Here is a 16,256-nt window from a genome sequence, read left to right as displayed (position 1 = left end):
GAAGCCGGTTTGATATTCGAAGCAGATCTTCGTCTCGCTCGGCGAGACACTGATGCGGTCGAGGATGCCCTTCGGCGCGAGTTCGCAGGTCACGCGCTCGAACGTGGGCCTGCCGCCTGCATTCGGCGTCATGAGGTAGTAGCCGCGACCGAGCTTCGGCGGCGTGGCGGAAACGAAGAGCCGTCCGTCACGCACCGCCGAGTGAACCCACGCGTGGTAACTGGGATCCGTGAGCTGCACCTCCTCGCCGGGCTTGCCGCCGATTTTGGAGGCCATGATGTGGTAGCTAAGCTTGCCGGGCACCTTGCGATTCCACACCGGCGTGTTCGTGCCGTCGCGTGTCCACGTGGGATTGAAATCGGTGAAGGTGCCATCGCTGAGTTGGTGAAAGCCGGTGCCGTCGGTGTTGATGATGCACATCGCGGTGATCCAGTTGTTCACCTCCGGATCATCCTTCAAGCGACGGAAGAAGACCAGATGATCGCCGGTGATCGACCACGACGGCTTGAAGTCCCAGTGCCCGGTCGTCACCGGCTTCGTCTCCGGCTGACCGAGCACGGTGATGTGGATTTCACCGTCCTTGTAGTAGGATGCACGAGGGCCTTCCTGCGCGGATGCAGGCAGGGCCGCGGAAAGCAGCACAGCGGCGAAGGTGACGCAAAAGATGGGGCGCATAGGGACTTGTTAAAACGGCGGTCCTCACGAAACCTTCGCCATGCCGGCAGGTTTCAGGAAGATGCGTTTTCTCGTCCTCTTTCTTGCACTCGCGGCGCCCTCGTGGGGCGACATTCCAGTCATTCGTTCGGCCCAAAGCGGACCTTGGTCCGAGACATCAACTTGGGAAGGTGGCCGGGTTCCGGAACAAGGCGTGAAGGTGCTGGTGCGCGAGGGGCATACCGTTCGCTACGACCTGAAATCCGAGATTGCGATCCGCTCGCTGCACATCGGGGGCACGCTGGAGTTTGCCACGGACCGCGACACGCAGTTGAACGTGGGTCTTCTCAAAATCCAGCCGGGCGAGGACGTGAGCGAGGAGGGCTTCGACTGCGAGGCGCATCTTCCCGCCGGGGATGAAACGGCAAAGCGTCCTGCTCTGCTGGTCGGCGCACAGGCGGCTCCCGTGAGCGCGGCGCATCGGGCGCTGATTCGCCTCGTCTATTTCGAGGGGATGGACAAGCTGTCGTGCCCCGCGATCGTGTGCTGCGGCGGGCGGATGGAATTTCATGGAGCCGAGATGAATCACACGTGGGTGAAGCTGGGCGGAAGCGTGAAGGCCGGTGCTTCGGAAATCCCGCTGCAGGATGCGGTGACCGGCTGGAAGCCGGGCGACCACCTTTTCATCACGGGCACGGTGCGGCAGAAGAAGCGGGCGAAGACGTTTCAGGCGAGCGTGCGCCTGGGCACCCAGACGGAGGAACGCACCATCACGGCGGTGAAGGACAAAGCGCTGGTGCTCGACAAGCCCCTGCAGTTTGACCACGAAGGTGACGGCGACTACCGCGCCGAGGTGGCGAATCTGAGCCGCAACGTCATCGTCGAATCGGCGGCGGATGGCGAACTGCGCGGACACACGATGTTTCATCGCGGCTCGCAGGGCGGCATCAGCTACGCGGAGTTTCGCCATCTTGGCAAAGAAGGCGTGCTCGGGCGATACAGCCTGCACTTCCATCTGGTGCGGGGCACCATGCGCGGAGCGTCCGTCATCGGTGCGAGCATCTGGGACAGCGGCAACCGCTGGATCACGATCCACGGCACGGACTACCTCGTGGTGCGGGATTGCGTGGGCTATCAGAGCAAGGGGCACGGCTTCTTCCTCGAAGACGGCACGGAGAGCTTCAATGTCCTCGATCACAATCTGGCCGTGCAGGCCTGCGTGGCGGCGCCGCTGCCCAAGCAACTGCTGCCCTTCGATCACAACGACGGCGCGGGTTTCTGGTGGGCGAACTGCCGGAACAGCTTCACGCGCAACGTCGCCGCGGAGTGCGACGAGTATGGTTTCCGTTTTGACGCCGTCGAGACTCCCGAGGTCAGCATGACCATGAACGTGCCGCAGCCGGACGGATCACGCGCCGCGAAGGACATCCGCACGCTGCCCTTTGTGCGGTTTGAAGGCAATGAAGCCCACTGCATGCGACGGCACAGCTTCAACTTCGGCGGCATGGACAGCACCCTGAAGCTCAGCGTCGCCGGTGTGGGCAGTGATGCGCGGCATCCGTTCATCGTGCGCGACTGCAAGGCATGGAACGTGCATTGGTGCATCCACACGCATTCCTCGTTTTTCATGCTCGATGGATTCACGGCGCACGCTTCGGAGTATGCCCTCTGGCGCATGAACTACGAGAACAGCGCCATCCGCCGCACCCGGTTTGATGAGATCGAGGTCAATCCCGACTTCGCGCCCTACAAAGGCACGCGCCCGCCGGAGTCGCAGTTCCCCAAGCCGCTCGATCCTGTCGATGACTTCGCTCCGGTGACCGTTATCACCCACGTCCTGCCGCAAGCCGATGGCAAGATCCTCGTGCGCGGCGTCGCCAGTGATGACGGCGAGGTGAAGAACGTCACGGTCAATGGCGTCAGCGCCCGGCCGATGACGAATGATCTGGCGCAGTGGGAAGCGATCATTCCGGCACCGAAGGACGGCTCCATCCGTGCGCAGGCTGCGGATGCGGCGGGGAATTCAGAACCACGCGTGCACCGGCTCGTCTCCGTTCATGGCACCTGGCAGCTCGCCGCCTCCACATCTGAAACTGCATCTATCTCCCGGTGAGCACGCTTTCTTCCGCCGCCCTGATCGGTGGCATCATCATCGCCGGGATGGGGCTTCGTGCCGAGGAGGCGATGGTCACTCCGCTGCATCCGCCGCTCGTCCATCCCGCGGACATTCACGGCGTCGCCATGAGCCCGGATGGACGGTGGGCGGCGACGGGCTGCGCGGATCATTTTCTCCGTGTTTGGGACGTAACGACCGGCAGGCTCCACGGTGAACCACTGCCACACGAGGGCGGCGTATATCCCGTGGCCTTCAGCCCGGACAGCAAACTTGTGGCCGGTGGCAGTGACAAGGGCGCCAAGCTCTGGGACGTCGCAAGCGGCAGGCTGGTGGCCACATTGCCGCATCCCGGCTTCGTCTATGCTCTCGCGTTTCGTCCGGATGGCGGCGTCATTCTCACCAGCAGTCATGACAGCAAGACGGACGGCACCGCCCGCCTCTGGGACGCACGCACCGGCGCACCGGTCGGCGGCACGATCGGGGACCACCAGCGGTTTTACGCGGTCGCCTTCAGTCCTGACTCCAAACTCGCCGCCATCAGTGGCAACGGCGATGTCGCCCAGTTGTTCGATGCGCAGACCGGCAAAATGCTGGGCATCGAAGTGCGGCAGGGCGGCTCCATCCGGTCGCTTTCGTTCAGTCCGGACAGGACGAAGCTGCTCACCGGCAGCCTCGACCACACGGCGCGTGTGTGGGAGACCTCCAGCGGACAGCCACTCACCCCGCCGCTGCCGCATGACGATCAGGTGCGCGCCGCCGCCTTCAGCCCCACCGGAGCCAGCGTGCTCACCGGCAGCATGGACAAAACCGCACGGCTCTGGGATGCCGCCACTGGCCGGCCTCTGTGCCCGCCGCTCCAACACCCCACCGGCGTCCGCTGCGTCGCCTTCAGTCCGGATGGAAAATTCGTCGCCACCGGCTGCTACGGCGACACCGCCCACATCTGGGACGCCGCCACCGGCCAGCCCGTCGGCGGAACCCTGCAACACGGCAAACTCGTCCGCGCCCTCGCCTTCGGTCCCGACAGCCGCGTGCTTCTCACCGGCAGCTTCGACAAGACCGCGCGCTTGTGGCGGATTGACATTCCCTGAGATGTTCCGACTAGCAGCGCCTCAGTAAATCATCGCATTGTCCGGCGCGGTCGTTTCCTCGACCTTCGTCGCCTCGATGATCGGCACGGTCTGATCGCCTTCCTTCTTGTAGTTCATTTTACCGACGACCTTGACCCAGGTCATGTCTTTGAACTCGGGAGCCTTCTTGCCGAAGTCTACGGGCACGGAATAGGGGCGTGCATCGGCGGCGCAGCACTGGACGAGCATGCGGAAAATGCGCAGGCGATGACCGTCGTCGTTGTTAACCTTTTCCGGAAGGATCTGGGCCACGGTCTCGACCAACTGGCCGGTGAGCACCTTCTGCACCTCGACGTCGCCGCCGGTGTAGTAGAGTTCGGGGACTTCGAGGATGAAGTTGCCCTCCTTGCTCTGCGGCACCTGGGCCTTGAGGTCTTCAAGCGTGAAACTGCCGTAGCTTTTCGACTCCTGCGCGGGCTTGGGCAGGTCCTTTTCGTTTATGGTCTTCGCTCCTTCGGCCATCGCTGCGGAGGCGGCGGCGACGCCTGCGGGCGGCGGGGTGGCCGGTTTGTCTGTGGCGACCTTGACGACGACATCGGATGTCTTCGGCGTGGTCTTGGCGGCTTCGAGTTTGTTCTGCAGCGAGAACTGGTCGGCGCGCGCACCGGTGCCGTAGTTGGGGTTGTAGAAGTTCTTGTTCAGGATGGCGTTGGCGCTGAACTGGTCGGGCGTACGCACGGCGGCGAGGGTGAGCGGCACGGCGAGGATGGCCACGGCGGTGAGGCGTCCGGCCCAGCTGCCTTCTTCGAGAATGCCATGTGCGTGGTCGGCGTGATCGTGCTCATGGTCATGATCGTGCGTATGGGCGTGTTGATGGCCGTGATCGTGTTCACAGCAGCCTTCATGCTTGTGCTCATGGGCATGCGTGTGACCGCAGGTCTCGCCAGGCGCGTGGTCGTGTCCACAGCTTTCACCGTGCTGGTGCGCGTGGTCGTGGTCATGGCTGTGATCGTGTCCGCAGCAGCCGTCATGGCCGTGGTCATGCGAGTGACCGTGATCGTGGCTGCAGCAGGCGCCTTCGTCCTGCGAGTAGGTGAGCAGATTGAAGAGGCCGAGCACGACCATGCCGATGCCGCCGACGAGCATGAGCGGGCGGAAGAGGCCGTCGGAGGGGAGGTAATTGACGACACGACCGCTGACGTGAAAGTAGATCATCACGCCGCCCCACAGAAGCAGGAGCAGCACGCTGAGCAGGTGGATGAGGAGGCGTTGTGCTTTCATGGCAGGATTCAGGGGGTGGAGACTTTGGCCGCCTCGGCGGCTTTCGGTTGAACTTGATCGATGAGCAGGGTCCAGGGTTTCGACAGGCCGGCCACCAGGATGAACATGGCGGCGCAGAGCCAGATGACAAACTTCCGGCGGAAGACCGCCGCGTACATGAATACGAGCTTCACGTCGAGCATCGGTCCAAAAACCAAAAACGCCAGCTTGGCGGCGCTGGAGAAGGTGGCCATGGGCGCGGCGATGAAGGCGTCCGAGGTGCTGCACAGCGCGAGCACGAAGGACAGGCCCATGAGCGAGGGGATGGCTGTCCAGTCGCTGCCGGCGACGAGTTCGACCTTGGCCTGATCGACCTGGGTGTTGAAGACGCTGGTGATGACCACGCCGACCGCGAAGTACATCGCCGTGTCGAGGAAGTCGCGCATTGAGGTGCGCATGGCCTGCACGAGGCGGGTATTGAAGGGCGGCGGCGCGGGTTCCTCGGTGGCCGCGGCGGCTTTTTCCATGCCGGCGGCGACACTCGGAGCGAGGACGTCGCGGGGTTTCTTGCGCAGCAGCAGCAGGCCGATGAGGACGGCGATGGCGTAGCCGAGGGAGACGCGCGCCATGGCCATGCCGGCGCTGCCGAGCACGCCGGTCTTGGCCTCGACGTTCTGGAAGGCGCTCATCGTACTGAAGATCACGATGGGATTGATGATCGGGGCGCTGACGAGGTAGGTGATCGCGCAGGAGAGCGGCAGGCCCTTCTGCACCAGGCGCCGGACCACTGGCACCACGGCGCACTCACAGACGGGGAAGACCAGACCCATAAACCCCGCGGCGAAGGTGGAGAGCACCCGGTTCTTCGGCAGGACCTTTTCGAGGAGCTTCGACGGCAGGAAGGCCGCGATGAAGCCTGACATCACCGTGCCGATGAGAATGTAAGGGGCACCTTCGAAGACGATGCTCAGGAAAGACATCAAAACATCCCCCAGACGGCTGGGTTCGGGCAGGTTGGCAAGTATGATCATGAGTGGGAACTGTCTAAACGCTTCGTCCGGGGCGCTTCAAGCGGGAAAGCGAGCCGGGACGGACGGGTTTTTAGCAGACGGCGATGGTCGAGCATGGTTGAAGTTGCGCCTTCGGTTGCTTTCCAGACTGCTTGAGCGCTCTCAGAATTATCTTACAAGACGCTGACAGGAATCAGTGAGATTAATTCAGTGGTTCGAGAAAAACATGGTTGTTCAATCATCTGCGTTTTTCAGTGACCTTACTCACTCCTTGTCCACCATGAAAACCACGGTCTCCATCAGGCGCCGCCACGCAGGGTTTAGCATGATCGAACTGATGTGGGGCATGCTCGTTCTCTGCGTCGTCGTCGCCTTGATCATCCCGACGTTGGGAGCTGAAGCGCAGCGCAAGGCGTCCAAGCGCAACGCTCAGGCCATTCTGTTTGCCTATAGTACAGGAGTGGCGGCGCGAGTGGACTGGCCGCTCGGGAATGTCGCTGGTGTGGTCAAAGCAGTGGTGGATGGACGCAAGCCCAAGGATGGACCGTATGCAGGGCGTTTGTTTCAAGCTCCCATGAAGGTCGAGGACCTCCGGCAAACCTTCCCCTACTTGGGACGCAGGCCGGACGGCGAACTCTTCTTTGATCCGACGGGCGGGCAGGATTCTGAGGGATTGTAAACTTGACGGCGAGTCCGGATGTCCGTGTTCTCAGCCTCAGTATGGGGTTGCCATCAGCAATCGATTCGGGACATCAACGAGAGACAGCCCGGCACTGTGCCTGAGTTGCGCATCCGTGGGCAGGATTTGCGATGGCCTATGAGGAAGGGGGAATGCTGCGTTGAATGGATAACGCGCACCGAACTCCAACCTGAATCCATCCGATGAAAACACTGCTCGCCCCACTCCTTCTCAGCCTTGCCATGACCGCCACAGTCTTCGCCGCCTGGCCAATCAACGATGAATGCCCGGTGGATCACAAGGCCGCGCGCCCGATCTACCGGGTGAAGACCGATGAAGGCTTCGTGGCTTTCTGCTGCACAGACTGCATGCAGAAGTACTCCAAATCTCCCGGCGCCTACCCGGTGAAGAAGAAAGAAGTCGCCAAGTAAAACATCGTCAGCGGGTGAGATGCATGGGGACATCGGCCGCGATGGCGGCGCGATAGTTGGCCTGTGCTCGAAAGTACTCGGCTTGGGCCTCGACTTCGGTGACTTTGGCGTCAAAACCGGCCTGTTCGCGGATCTGGAGCGCGAGGAGATCGGTGGCGCCTTGTTTGAGTCGTTCGGCTTCGGCTTCCTGAAGCTGGCGGGCGAGCTCGACGTTGCGTCGCGTCTGCGTGAGCGATTCGTAGGCGGCGATCAGGGCGCTGTAACTGTCGCGCACATCTGCGACGATGCGGTCGCGGGCGAATCTCTTCTCGTTTTGGAGGCGGGAGATCTGGGCATCGACGGTGTCGAGGCGGCCTTTGGCCTCGCGGCGCTGCAAGGGGAGCTTGAATTCAATCTTCGCTTCCAGCTCGGTGCGCTCGATGTCCTTCGGTGTGCTGCGTCCCACGGCCTGACCGGCTTGCAGACCCACATCGAGTGAAGGCATGAGGTTGTTCTTGGCGAGACGTCGGTCGATCTCCGCCTTTTCGATGGTGAGTTCGATGCGACGGATTTCGGGACGAAAGATGGCCGCCTTGCCGATGTCGGCCGTCATCTGACTTTCATCCGGGCGGGGGTGAGGTGGAAAGGCGGCAGGCAGTCGCGAGCGTGAAGCGAGGATGGGTTCGGCGGTGTCCCGGGTGCGATAGAACAACGAGAGCTCGATGCTGGTCGCCTGAAAACGGCGCGTGGCCTGAACAACGGCAATTTCACGGCTGACCACAAGGCGTTCGTTGTCGACTTTCACGATCGGAGCGGACGCGCCGTTTTTGACCTGCTCAGCAATGGCGCTGTCACGGTCTTTGGCGATGCGGAGCAGTTCTTCGGCAAGACGCAGCCGCTGCCCGGCAGAGAGCCAACCGTAGTAGGCGATGGTGGCGGCACGGGTGAAGTCGAGGTATTGCCGAAGGATGTAGGGATCGGCCAGTTCCTGATCGATTTGCGACTGCCAGAGCATCGCGCGCCGTTTGTCGATTGTGCCGTCACGAAGCAATGGAACGCGGAAACCTAGGACAGCCTCGCCATCGACTCCGGTGCGGTCTTTGTTGTAGTTGGGCAGGAATCCGCTGCTCAAACGGTAACCACCATAGACGCTGCCGCCCCACATGGAGAAGGGCTGCTCAAGCATGGCGTAGCCCGTCTGGCCATCGTAGTAACCGGCGGGATTGATGCTGCCACCCACGTTGAGATTGAGGTCGAAGGAACCGAGCGCCTGTCGAGTGCGGCCATTGGCGATGTCCTGCTCGATCAAGGCGGCGAGGTAGGGCGGATACTGTGTCTGCACTGACGCGAGGACCTCGCCGACGAGAAGCGGCCCGCGTTTTTCTTCTGCTTCAAGCGGTGTGATCGGACACAACGCGAATGCGGCAGGAATACTAAACGCAGCGGCGGTGCGGCGGATGAGGGATGAGACGGCGGTCATTTCTTGGAGGGATCGAGTTTGTCAGCATCGCTCGATACGATGGGCGGGAAACCATTAATCTGACGCCAGAGTTCAAACCAGAGCGGAACCTCGTTGAGCATGACCCACGCATTCGTGCGCACTCCCTGGCGAAGCCAGCGGTCTTTGTCAGGCCAGTTGACTTCGACAGGTCCTTTGCCATCGCCGCGATCGACGATGTCGGTTTGCGGCCCTACGACGACGCGAAACTTGCCCTTTCCATCGTCGGTGGCGTCCACAAACACGACCTCACCACCGAATGTGCCGACAGCAAGCTGCGGCCATCCGATCATTTGCACGGCGGGCCAGCCCTCAAACGCAAGCCGCACCGGACTGCCGGGGGTGTCGTCATGTCGCGCGTGAATGAGAGGCATGTCATTGCCATCGAGCCAGATCTCCACGAATCGGCTGTCCGTCTCCGGAATGACAACGCAGATCAACGAACCGGGACGCAGGTAGGTGCCGTCCGTGGCGGCGACTTGCAGCACGATGCCGTCCCGCGGAGCCTCGACCACCTGACGGAGGTTTTGATTGATCTGGATGTCGATGCCGGAGAGGTCGCGCTCGGCGGCGGCAACTTCGCTCAAGGCGCTTCCCTTGGAGGCATGCGTGGAGGCGATGGTGGCGTCGAAATCGTTGCTCGTGCGCTTCAACGTCGCTTCGGCTGATTTCAGATCCGCCGCTGTGGAATCGCGCGAGAGCGTGGCGAGTTCATGGTCGCGCTTGGAGGCGAGTCCTTTGGCAAACAACGCCTCAGTGCGAGTGAAGTTCAGCATCGATGTCTCAGCGGCAATCTTTGCTGCTGCCACGCGTTGCTGCGCGCTATCGATTGCCTGGGCCTTCGCGAGTTCCTGCTGCGTGATCTGTGCGATGAGCGACTCGACACGTCCCTGCGCGAAGTCACGACGGCTTTCGATCGCCTCACGCTGAGCTCGAAGATTGTTGAGCAGATTTGGATCGTTGTCCTGAATCTCGGCGATGATCTCGCCCTTCTTCACACGTTGACCTTCGACGACATGCAGGTGCTTCACGCGGCCGGAAACCTGTGCTTCAACATTGATGCGGCGATCTAGCGGGTTGAACGCAATGACACGACCGGTGCCGCTTACGAACTGACGCCAGGGCAGGAAGAACATGGCGATGACAAGCAGAATAAACCCGAGCAGCAGGGCACGGCTGAAGATGCGCGCGAACTTGGCCGAACCAGCGAGGCTCAGCGCGGGAAGGGGAGGTGTGTGGGTGAGCGAATGCGTCATCAATTGGACTCAATGCGTTGAGTTTCGGAGATGGAGGAGGTGCCGTCAGTGAGGCGGCAGGGGGATATCTCGATGATCTGATCGCAACTACGGGTAACATCGTGGTCTCGTGTCGTCAGCACTACGGTCCATGGCAAGGATGGGTCAAGTATTGCAGCGGAAAGCTGGGCGAACGAGGCATTGTCGAGCCCATCAAGCAGTTCATCGATCAGCAGAAGTCGCGGGCGTTGTACCAAAGCGCGGGCCAGCAGCAAGCGCGTGCGTTGATTCCCGCTGAGCGGAGCACCGCCAATCTTCAAACGCAGATTCAGTCCGTCAGGTCGATGCAGCAGGTCGTCCAGCAAACCAACGCGGGTGAGCGCCTGGCGAATCTCATCCATGCCAATGTCGGGCCGTCCAAGGCGCAGGTTTTCTATTACGGTCGCGTCGACGATTTCATCGCGACGGAGCAATTGCACCTGCTCGCGCAGTGCTTCGAGATACCAGCTTCGCAAATCAAGACCGTCGATCGAAACGAATCCTCCGGTCGGTTGGCGCAGGCCGAACAGGATGTCGAGCAGCGAACTGGCTCCCGATCCATGCGGACCGACAACGGCTGCCCTAGCACCCGGCCGAATGGTGAATGAACGGCCGTCGAACAGCGGTGCATCCACTGCATATCCAAAGCTCAAGCCTTTGGCGATGATCTCGGCGCCACCTTCACGACGCGTTGGTTGTTCGCCGTCTTCACGTTCGATCTCGAGGTCCACCACGTGGCCCAGTTTGTCCATGGCGGCCATTGCGTCATACCAGGCTTCGAGCTTTTTGCCCAGTTTCGAAAGTGAGGCCACGATGGTCGTCATGATGAGCTCACTGGCCACCAACTGGCCAAGCGTGATTTGCTGGCTGATGACCAGCCAGCCTCCGACCACCAGAAGAGCCGCCGCAGCAAAGACCTGCAGGGTGAGAAGTCCGGCAATCTGGCGCATGAGCACCCGAAAATGTCTTGAACGGGCGCTGACGTAATCACTCGCCAGTTGGTTGGCGCGGTCGTAGGCCATCCCGTATCCGCCGGGCCCTTTGAATAGAAACGGGAAGTGGGCGATCTCCTCATACCAGTTCACCAGATCGTATTTCATTCGTGACTCTTCGATGCTGGTGTCCACCGCTCCGCGTCCGAGCAGCCAGATGATGAGCACGATGAGGACCAGCATGACTCCCGTGAAGAGCAGCAGCACCGGATGAAAGAACGCCAAAAGGAGCATTCCGATCAAGGTGCTAAACGCCAGATTGACCCCATCGAGCAGCAGCAGTGCGGTGCTCTTCTGCACGGTCACGACATCCAGAAATCGATTCACCAGTTCGGGCGCATGCACATCATCCAGAGCTTCTGCTTTGACACGCGGTAGACGGTAGGCGAGGTCCGATGCCGTTCGCACGAAGATCCGGCGCTGGATGATGTCTGAGATGTAGTATTGAAATCCGGTGACGATCGCCTGCAGCGCCAGACAGGCGAACAGGGCGATGGAGAGGACAATCAATGCCTGCACATAGGGCTGCTGCTGGCCGCCGAAGGCCAGGTTGCTCACGACGGCGTCGACGGCGAGGGGCGCCGCGAGATAAAGAATGCCGGCAAAGATGGAAAAGATGAGCAGTGTTCGAATGTCCTGCTTCTCAGCCTTTAGCAGGCCAAAGAAGCGTCGCACGGGACTGATGTGATCGTGCTCAGTCGCATGGTGACCCGAGTGCGAACTCATGCCATGGGCTGGCCGCTCTGGATGCACGATCCCGGCCTCCACGGTTTCATCGATTCTGTTCAGCCCCAGCATGCGAACGAGTTCCGTACGGGAAATACTGAGACGCTGTTCAGGATGCTCACCCTCGGCAATTCTCAGGCGGAACCAGCCTGCAAAGGTGATCACGATCCAGCGCGATTCAACCGCATGCCAGATCACAACCGGGGTATCATGATGAGCCTGCCAGATGACTTCCGCGAGCGGTTGGCGAATCGGCGAGACACGCATGTACACCTCGGCGGCGGCACTGACCAACTGGCTCAACGGGTCGTCTGCCGTCTGCCGAGCATTTTGAATGGCAACCTTAGCGCGTTCATGATCGAACTCGCTTCCTGTGATGGCGGCCAATTGGGCCAGCATGCCGGGCGACAGACATGTTGGCAGTGATTGATTGGAATTTGGATCGAGATTCGTCGACTCGGGCATTCAGGACAATACGGGTCTTTCGGTTAGATGGAAGCTCGTTGGTGCTTGATGCAAAAACGTCCAGAGGTCCGTCATGGTTGCATCGGAGGTCCTCAGGCTAGTTGAAGTGAAACGGATGCCAGTTCCAAGTGCCGGTGCCATGAGAGGGGTCGTCGACCTCACGTATGGGTTTAAAATCATGGGAGTGGCAGGATGTGAGCAGTGCCATGGCGACCAGCGGCAGGATTTTGAGGAGTTTCGTGAACGTGTTCATGTCAGGGGTGGTTATGGTTCGCGAACAAGTTCGTGGAGAAGCACAGTTTGACTATTTCAATGTTTCAAATGTATGATTAGAGAATAGCTAACAAACAGCCATGAACCTTCCCCAGCTCAATTTTCACCACCTTCGCCTCTTTTGGGAAGTAGCGCGCAGCGGCAGCCTGCGGGCGGCGGCTGAACGCCTGCACCTCTCGCAACCCACCATCAGCGCCCAGATCAAGGCGCTCGAGGATGCGCTCGACGAAAGGCTTTTCGACAGGTCGGGCCGTGGTTTGAAACTGACTGCTCAGGGGCGCATGGTGATGGAATATGCCGGAGAGATTTTTTCCCTGGGCACGGAGATGGTGCGTTCGCTGCATGGCAAAGGCAATGCTCGCACCCTCCGGCTGAGCATCGGGATCACGGACTCATTGCCCAAATTGGTGGCCTGGCAGCTGGTGCGGCCCGCCGTAAAGGCGTTTTCAAATCTGCAACTGACCTGCTCCGAAGGGGACGCCCAGGAATTGCTAGGACAGCTGGCATCAGGAAGGTTGGATGTAGTGCTGTCAGATGAAGCGGCTCCATCATCTTTGCCGGTCAAGGCATTCAGTCATCTCCTTGGCCAGTCCCCCGCTGTTTTCTGCGCCGTTCCAGCCTTGGCGCGCAAACTCAGCCGCAAATTTCCAAATTCGTTGAAGGATGCGCCCGTGCTGCTTCCGGCAAGCCGGACCGCATGGCGGCATGAAATGGAACGCTGGTTTGAGTCGCATCGGATCCGTCCGCAAATCGTCGCGGAGTTTGATGATGCAGCGCTCATGAAAACAGCGGCCTCAGACGGACTCGGTGTGGTGCCCATTGCAGCTGCCGTTCTTGACGAAGCCGTGAATCGTTACGGGCTCAAACCAATCGGGCGTCCCGTGCACTGCGGCTTTTCCTGCTATTTGATCACCTTGGAACGTGCGATGAGACACCCGGCGGTGGCGGTGATTGCAGGCCTGTCGAAGGATGTGTTCAGGACCAAGGCGGTGAAAGTGTGAGGTTTAATCAACGATCGGTCGCGATCTTTACTTGTTGGGCCGCCGGGTTTTGATGGCCGGAACGTTTGCGATGAGTGAGCGCAGCAGTTGATTCGGAAAACGACGGCTGGGGGTGATTGCATAGAAGCTTTCCTTGATTTGCGGAAGGCGGTGGCGCTCGACAAGCTCGCCCCTCGCAAGTTCATCGCGTACCACGACGGGCGGAACGAGGGCAACAGCGTTCTTCGATTCACGCGCCATCAGGCGGAGCATGGCCATGTCATCGATTTCTGCGGCAATGACTGGGCGGATGCCGGCCTGGTCGAGAAGTGTGTCGAACGCTGCTCGGACGCTGCTCTCGAGGCTGGGCAGAATGAGCTGATGTGTTCGAAGATCTTCTGGAAATCGAAAAGGTTTCATGCCTCGGGTCTTATGTCCGACGAGGCTCACTGGTTGTTCGTCGAGCAGATGGCTATGCCATCCGGTCTCTGTATCGCGACGAACGGGCATGTTTGAAAGCACCACGTCCAGAGTGTGTGATTGGAGCCCCGCGAGCATTTCTCGCAGCGTGCCCGAGTGAATGATGAGTTCGACATCTGCCCGCGCGATGAGCGGCTTGAGAAAGGCAAGTTGGAAATTCCGCGACAGCGTGGCCACTGCGCCAACTCGAAGAAAGGCGCGACTTCGTGCTGCCCCGCTTCTGAGTAGGTCGGCGAGTTCCTCACCGCTTCTGAAAATCGATTCCGCGTACTCAAGTGCAATTCGTCCCGCCTCAGTCAGAACCAGCGCCTTGTGCTTCCGCTCAAAGAGTGGCTGCCCCAAGCTTTCTTCGAGGCTGCGAAGTTGCACGCTAAGCGCCGACTGGGAGAGTTTCAAATGCTGCGCGGCCTTTGTCAGGCTGCCCTCGGAAGCTATGGCGCGAAAGTAGCGGAGGTGATGGTAATTCAGGAAGGCCATAATCTCACATTTAGCAGAACGAACGATGAATGCAAAAACATCAATTGGAACGAAGCGAAGTTTTCAGGAATGAGTGGCGGGTCGCCAGATCCCCAAAAACTCACTCACATCATGACATTAACACTCGCTGTTCACACCGCCCAGGTCATTTCCGCTCCAGGATTACTCGCACCACTTGCACTCATTTGCGCGGCTTCTGCTCATGGTCTGCTTACAGCTGGTCGCCAGGCTGCCACCAATATGATGCATGTCACCCGAGCACTCTTTGCTGGAGCGCTCCTCGCTGCTACAGCGGTTGTTGTCGCCGGTCCGGCGGAGTTGGTGCTCGCCAACTTGGGACCGGGCAAACTGAGTCTCTACCTTGACCCACTGTCGGTGCTGATGTTGGGCCTGGTGACTTTCCTCGGCATGATCGTCTCCCGCTACTCGTTCAACTACCTCGCCGGAGACCCAGGGCAGGCTCGCTTCTCCCGCTGGCTGGTGCTGACGCTCGCATCGGTCAGCACGCTGGTGATTTCTTCGAATCTGCTCATGTTCGCTTTAGCATGGGTGGCGACGAGTCTGAGCCTGCACAAGTTGCTGCTCTTCTACCCGGAACGGGTCGGCGCGGTGCTCGCTGCGAAAAAGAAGTTCATCGTCAGCCGAATCGGCGACGTCTGCCTTCTCGCGGCGCTCTTGCTCGTCTGGCAGGTCTTTGGCACCTGGGACTTCCAGGCGATCTTCGCTGCCTCGACGCAGCATCAAGGTGAGCCCGCCATCTCATGGATCTGCGGCCTGCTGGTGGCCGTGGCGCTGATCAAGTCGGCACAATTTCCCTTCCACTCATGGCTGCCGGACACCTTGGAGACGCCGACGCCGGTCTCTGCGCTCATGCACGCGGGAATCATCAATGCGGGTGGGTTCTTGGTTGTGCGTCTCAGTCCGCTGATCGCGCAGTCGCCGGGGTCTCTGAACGCACTTGCGCTCGTCGGCGCCTTCACCGCGCTTTTTGCCTCGGTCATCATGATGACGCAGACGAGCATCAAGAAGTCGCTCGCCTGGTCCACGGTGGCGCAGATGGGCTTCATGATGCTGCAGTGCGGCCTCGGTGCCTTCGCCTTGGCGATGCTCCACATCGTCGCGCACTCGCTCTACAAAGCGCACGCCTTCCTCAGTAGCGGAAGCATTGTGAACATCGCCAAGTCCGCCTGGGTGCCGACCGGAAGGCCCGCAGCGCATCCGCTGATCGTGCTCAGTTCGCTCGGCGTGGCGGTCGCGGTCGGCTGTGGCATGGGTGCGCTCTTTGGATTGCAGGTAAGCTCCGATCTGGGGCACCTGATGCTGGTGGCAGTCTTCGTCATGGCGCTCGCGCACATGCTGTGGACGCTCTGGAGCAGCAGTATGGTGCAAAAGTTGCTGCTCTGGGGCCTGCTCATCACGACAGCCGCCACGGCAGTGTGCTTCGGGCTGCACAGCGGCTCCGAGCACCTGCTGGCCGGCGTGCTGCCCGAATACGCCCCGGCGCGCAGCGGAGTGGAGTATGCGGTGATGGCGGTGGTCGGCCTGCTCTTCCTCGCGGTGCTCATCTTTCAGTCCCAACTGCCCCTCTGGGCCACGCGTCCTGCCTTCGCCAGGTTCTACGTCCATGCCAGCAACGGCTTCTACCTCGGCACCCTCTTCGGTCGCCTCGTCCAAAAGAAGCTCTCCGCCTGAATCCTGCCACTCACTCACTCAACACCTCATTTCCTACTCCATGAACACCACACTCGCTCCTGAACCCACGATCGCCGTCTCTACCCAGCCAAACTGGCTGAAAGCCGCCCGGCATGCCTGCCTGCGCGTGCCGCCACTTTGGCCGCTGCACAGCTTCGTCGCCGTGAATCCCTTCGTCGGCCTTGTCGGCAAGCCCTTCG

13 protein-coding genes and 1 pseudogene are annotated in these 16,256 nt (G+C 60.6%); 6 read left to right on the top strand and 8 right to left on the bottom strand.

What is annotated here, in order from left to right; all coding sequences use genetic code 11:
• Positions 1-675 (bottom strand): annotated as a pseudogene (locus KDL09_RS22400) (hypothetical protein); the annotation flags it as partial.
• 61 nt (positions 676-736) lie between these two features.
• Between KDL09_RS22400 and KDL09_RS22395 the strand changes: the two are divergent.
• Together KDL09_RS22395 and KDL09_RS22390 are read left to right on the top strand one after the other, a co-directional pair.
• Positions 737-2,767 carry a G8 domain-containing protein gene (locus KDL09_RS22395; RefSeq protein WP_294390149.1) on the top strand — a complete coding sequence of 677 codons (2,031 nt, stop codon included), beginning with the start codon at positions 737-739 and terminating at the stop codon, positions 2,765-2,767.
• Complete coding sequence (locus tag KDL09_RS22390) at positions 2,764-3,861, top strand: hypothetical protein (RefSeq protein ID WP_294390147.1); 1,098 nt, start codon at positions 2,764-2,766, stop codon at positions 3,859-3,861. The genes KDL09_RS22395 and KDL09_RS22390 overlap by 4 nt, the downstream gene beginning before the upstream one ends.
• Before the next feature lie 21 nt (positions 3,862-3,882).
• Here the strand turns inward: KDL09_RS22390 and KDL09_RS22385 are convergent, their stop codons facing one another.
• On the bottom strand, positions 3,883-5,121 hold the full coding sequence (locus tag KDL09_RS22385) for a hypothetical protein (RefSeq protein ID WP_294390146.1): 1,239 nt from the start codon (positions 5,119-5,121) through the stop codon (positions 3,883-3,885).
• Positions 5,122-5,129: 8 nt separating this feature from the next.
• Positions 5,130-6,131, bottom strand: a complete 1,002-nt coding sequence (locus tag KDL09_RS22380; protein WP_294390143.1) for a permease — start codon at positions 6,129-6,131, stop codon at positions 5,130-5,132.
• A 259-nt stretch (positions 6,132-6,390) separates the two neighbouring features.
• Between KDL09_RS22380 and KDL09_RS22375 the strand changes: the two genes are divergently transcribed.
• Complete coding sequence (locus tag KDL09_RS22375; protein WP_294390141.1) at positions 6,391-6,789, top strand: type II secretion system protein; 399 nt, start codon at positions 6,391-6,393, stop codon at positions 6,787-6,789.
• A 203-nt stretch (positions 6,790-6,992) separates the two neighbouring features.
• Positions 6,993-7,220 (top strand): hypothetical protein, encoded by a 228-nt coding sequence (locus KDL09_RS22370; protein WP_294390135.1) that lies wholly within the window; start codon positions 6,993-6,995, stop codon positions 7,218-7,220.
• A gap of 7 nt (positions 7,221-7,227) precedes the next feature.
• Here KDL09_RS22370 and KDL09_RS22365 read toward each other — a convergent pair whose 3' ends face one another.
• The 4 genes from KDL09_RS22365 to KDL09_RS22350 form a co-directional block, all read right to left on the bottom strand.
• Complete coding sequence (locus tag KDL09_RS22365) at positions 7,228-8,679, bottom strand: TolC family protein (protein ID WP_294390132.1); 1,452 nt, start codon at positions 8,677-8,679, stop codon at positions 7,228-7,230.
• Positions 8,676-9,953, bottom strand: coding sequence for an HlyD family efflux transporter periplasmic adaptor subunit (locus KDL09_RS22360; protein WP_294390129.1), 1,278 nt, complete (start codon positions 9,951-9,953; stop codon positions 8,676-8,678). The genes KDL09_RS22365 and KDL09_RS22360 overlap by 4 nt, the downstream gene beginning before the upstream one ends.
• On the bottom strand, positions 9,953-12,088 hold the full coding sequence (locus KDL09_RS22355) for an ATP-binding cassette domain-containing protein (protein ID WP_294390127.1): 2,136 nt from the start codon (positions 12,086-12,088) through the stop codon (positions 9,953-9,955). The genes KDL09_RS22360 and KDL09_RS22355 overlap by 1 nt, the downstream gene beginning before the upstream one ends.
• Before the next feature lie 163 nt (positions 12,089-12,251).
• Complete coding sequence (locus KDL09_RS22350; RefSeq protein ID WP_294390124.1) at positions 12,252-12,407, bottom strand: hypothetical protein; 156 nt, start codon at positions 12,405-12,407, stop codon at positions 12,252-12,254.
• A gap of 100 nt (positions 12,408-12,507) precedes the next feature.
• Between KDL09_RS22350 and KDL09_RS22345 the strand changes: the two genes are divergently transcribed.
• Complete coding sequence (locus KDL09_RS22345) at positions 12,508-13,428, top strand: LysR family transcriptional regulator (RefSeq protein ID WP_294390119.1); 921 nt, start codon at positions 12,508-12,510, stop codon at positions 13,426-13,428.
• A gap of 27 nt (positions 13,429-13,455) precedes the next feature.
• Here KDL09_RS22345 and KDL09_RS22340 read toward each other — a convergent pair whose 3' ends face one another.
• The gene (locus KDL09_RS22340) at positions 13,456-14,364 is read right to left on the bottom strand and encodes a LysR family transcriptional regulator (RefSeq protein ID WP_294390117.1); all 909 of its coding nucleotides are present in this window, start codon (positions 14,362-14,364) and stop codon (positions 13,456-13,458) included.
• A 240-nt stretch (positions 14,365-14,604) separates the two neighbouring features.
• Here KDL09_RS22340 and KDL09_RS22335 point away from each other — a divergent pair, with 240 nt between their 5' ends.
• On the top strand, positions 14,605-16,056 hold the full coding sequence (locus KDL09_RS22335) for a proton-conducting transporter membrane subunit (protein WP_294390114.1): 1,452 nt from the start codon (positions 14,605-14,607) through the stop codon (positions 16,054-16,056).
• The last annotated feature ends 200 nt before the right edge of the window (positions 16,057-16,256 follow it).

The sequence above is a fragment of the Prosthecobacter sp. genome, from assembly GCF_020439865.1.
Classification (GTDB): Bacteria; Verrucomicrobiota; Verrucomicrobiia; order Verrucomicrobiales; family Verrucomicrobiaceae; genus Prosthecobacter.
Note: the sequence above shows the minus strand (reverse complement) of the source record. Positions and strands in the feature narration are given on the sequence as shown.

Excerpts from the sequence above, each read along its gene's own strand:
- KDL09_RS22360 (WP_294390129.1), bottom strand. The coding sequence starts at position 9,953 with ATGACGCATTCGCTCACCCACACACCTCCCCTTCCCGCGCTGAGCCTC.
- KDL09_RS22395 (WP_294390149.1), top strand. The coding sequence starts at position 737 with ATGCGTTTTCTCGTCCTCTTTCTTGCACTCGCGGCGCCCTCGTGGGGC.
- KDL09_RS22355 (WP_294390127.1), bottom strand. The coding sequence starts at position 12,088 with ATGCTGGCCCAATTGGCCGCCATCACAGGAAGCGAGTTCGATCATGAA.
- KDL09_RS22350 (WP_294390124.1), bottom strand. The coding sequence starts at position 12,407 with ATGAACACGTTCACGAAACTCCTCAAAATCCTGCCGCTGGTCGCCATG.
- KDL09_RS22380 (WP_294390143.1), bottom strand. The coding sequence starts at position 6,131 with ATGATCATACTTGCCAACCTGCCCGAACCCAGCCGTCTGGGGGATGTT.
- KDL09_RS22375 (WP_294390141.1), top strand. The coding sequence starts at position 6,391 with ATGAAAACCACGGTCTCCATCAGGCGCCGCCACGCAGGGTTTAGCATG.
- KDL09_RS22365 (WP_294390132.1), bottom strand. The coding sequence starts at position 8,679 with ATGACCGCCGTCTCATCCCTCATCCGCCGCACCGCCGCTGCGTTTAGT.
- KDL09_RS22335 (WP_294390114.1), top strand. The coding sequence starts at position 14,605 with ATGATGCATGTCACCCGAGCACTCTTTGCTGGAGCGCTCCTCGCTGCT.
- KDL09_RS22345 (WP_294390119.1), top strand. The coding sequence starts at position 12,508 with ATGAACCTTCCCCAGCTCAATTTTCACCACCTTCGCCTCTTTTGGGAA.
- KDL09_RS22370 (WP_294390135.1), top strand. The coding sequence starts at position 6,993 with ATGAAAACACTGCTCGCCCCACTCCTTCTCAGCCTTGCCATGACCGCC.
- KDL09_RS22385 (WP_294390146.1), bottom strand. The coding sequence starts at position 5,121 with ATGAAAGCACAACGCCTCCTCATCCACCTGCTCAGCGTGCTGCTCCTG.
- KDL09_RS22340 (WP_294390117.1), bottom strand. The coding sequence starts at position 14,364 with ATGGCCTTCCTGAATTACCATCACCTCCGCTACTTTCGCGCCATAGCT.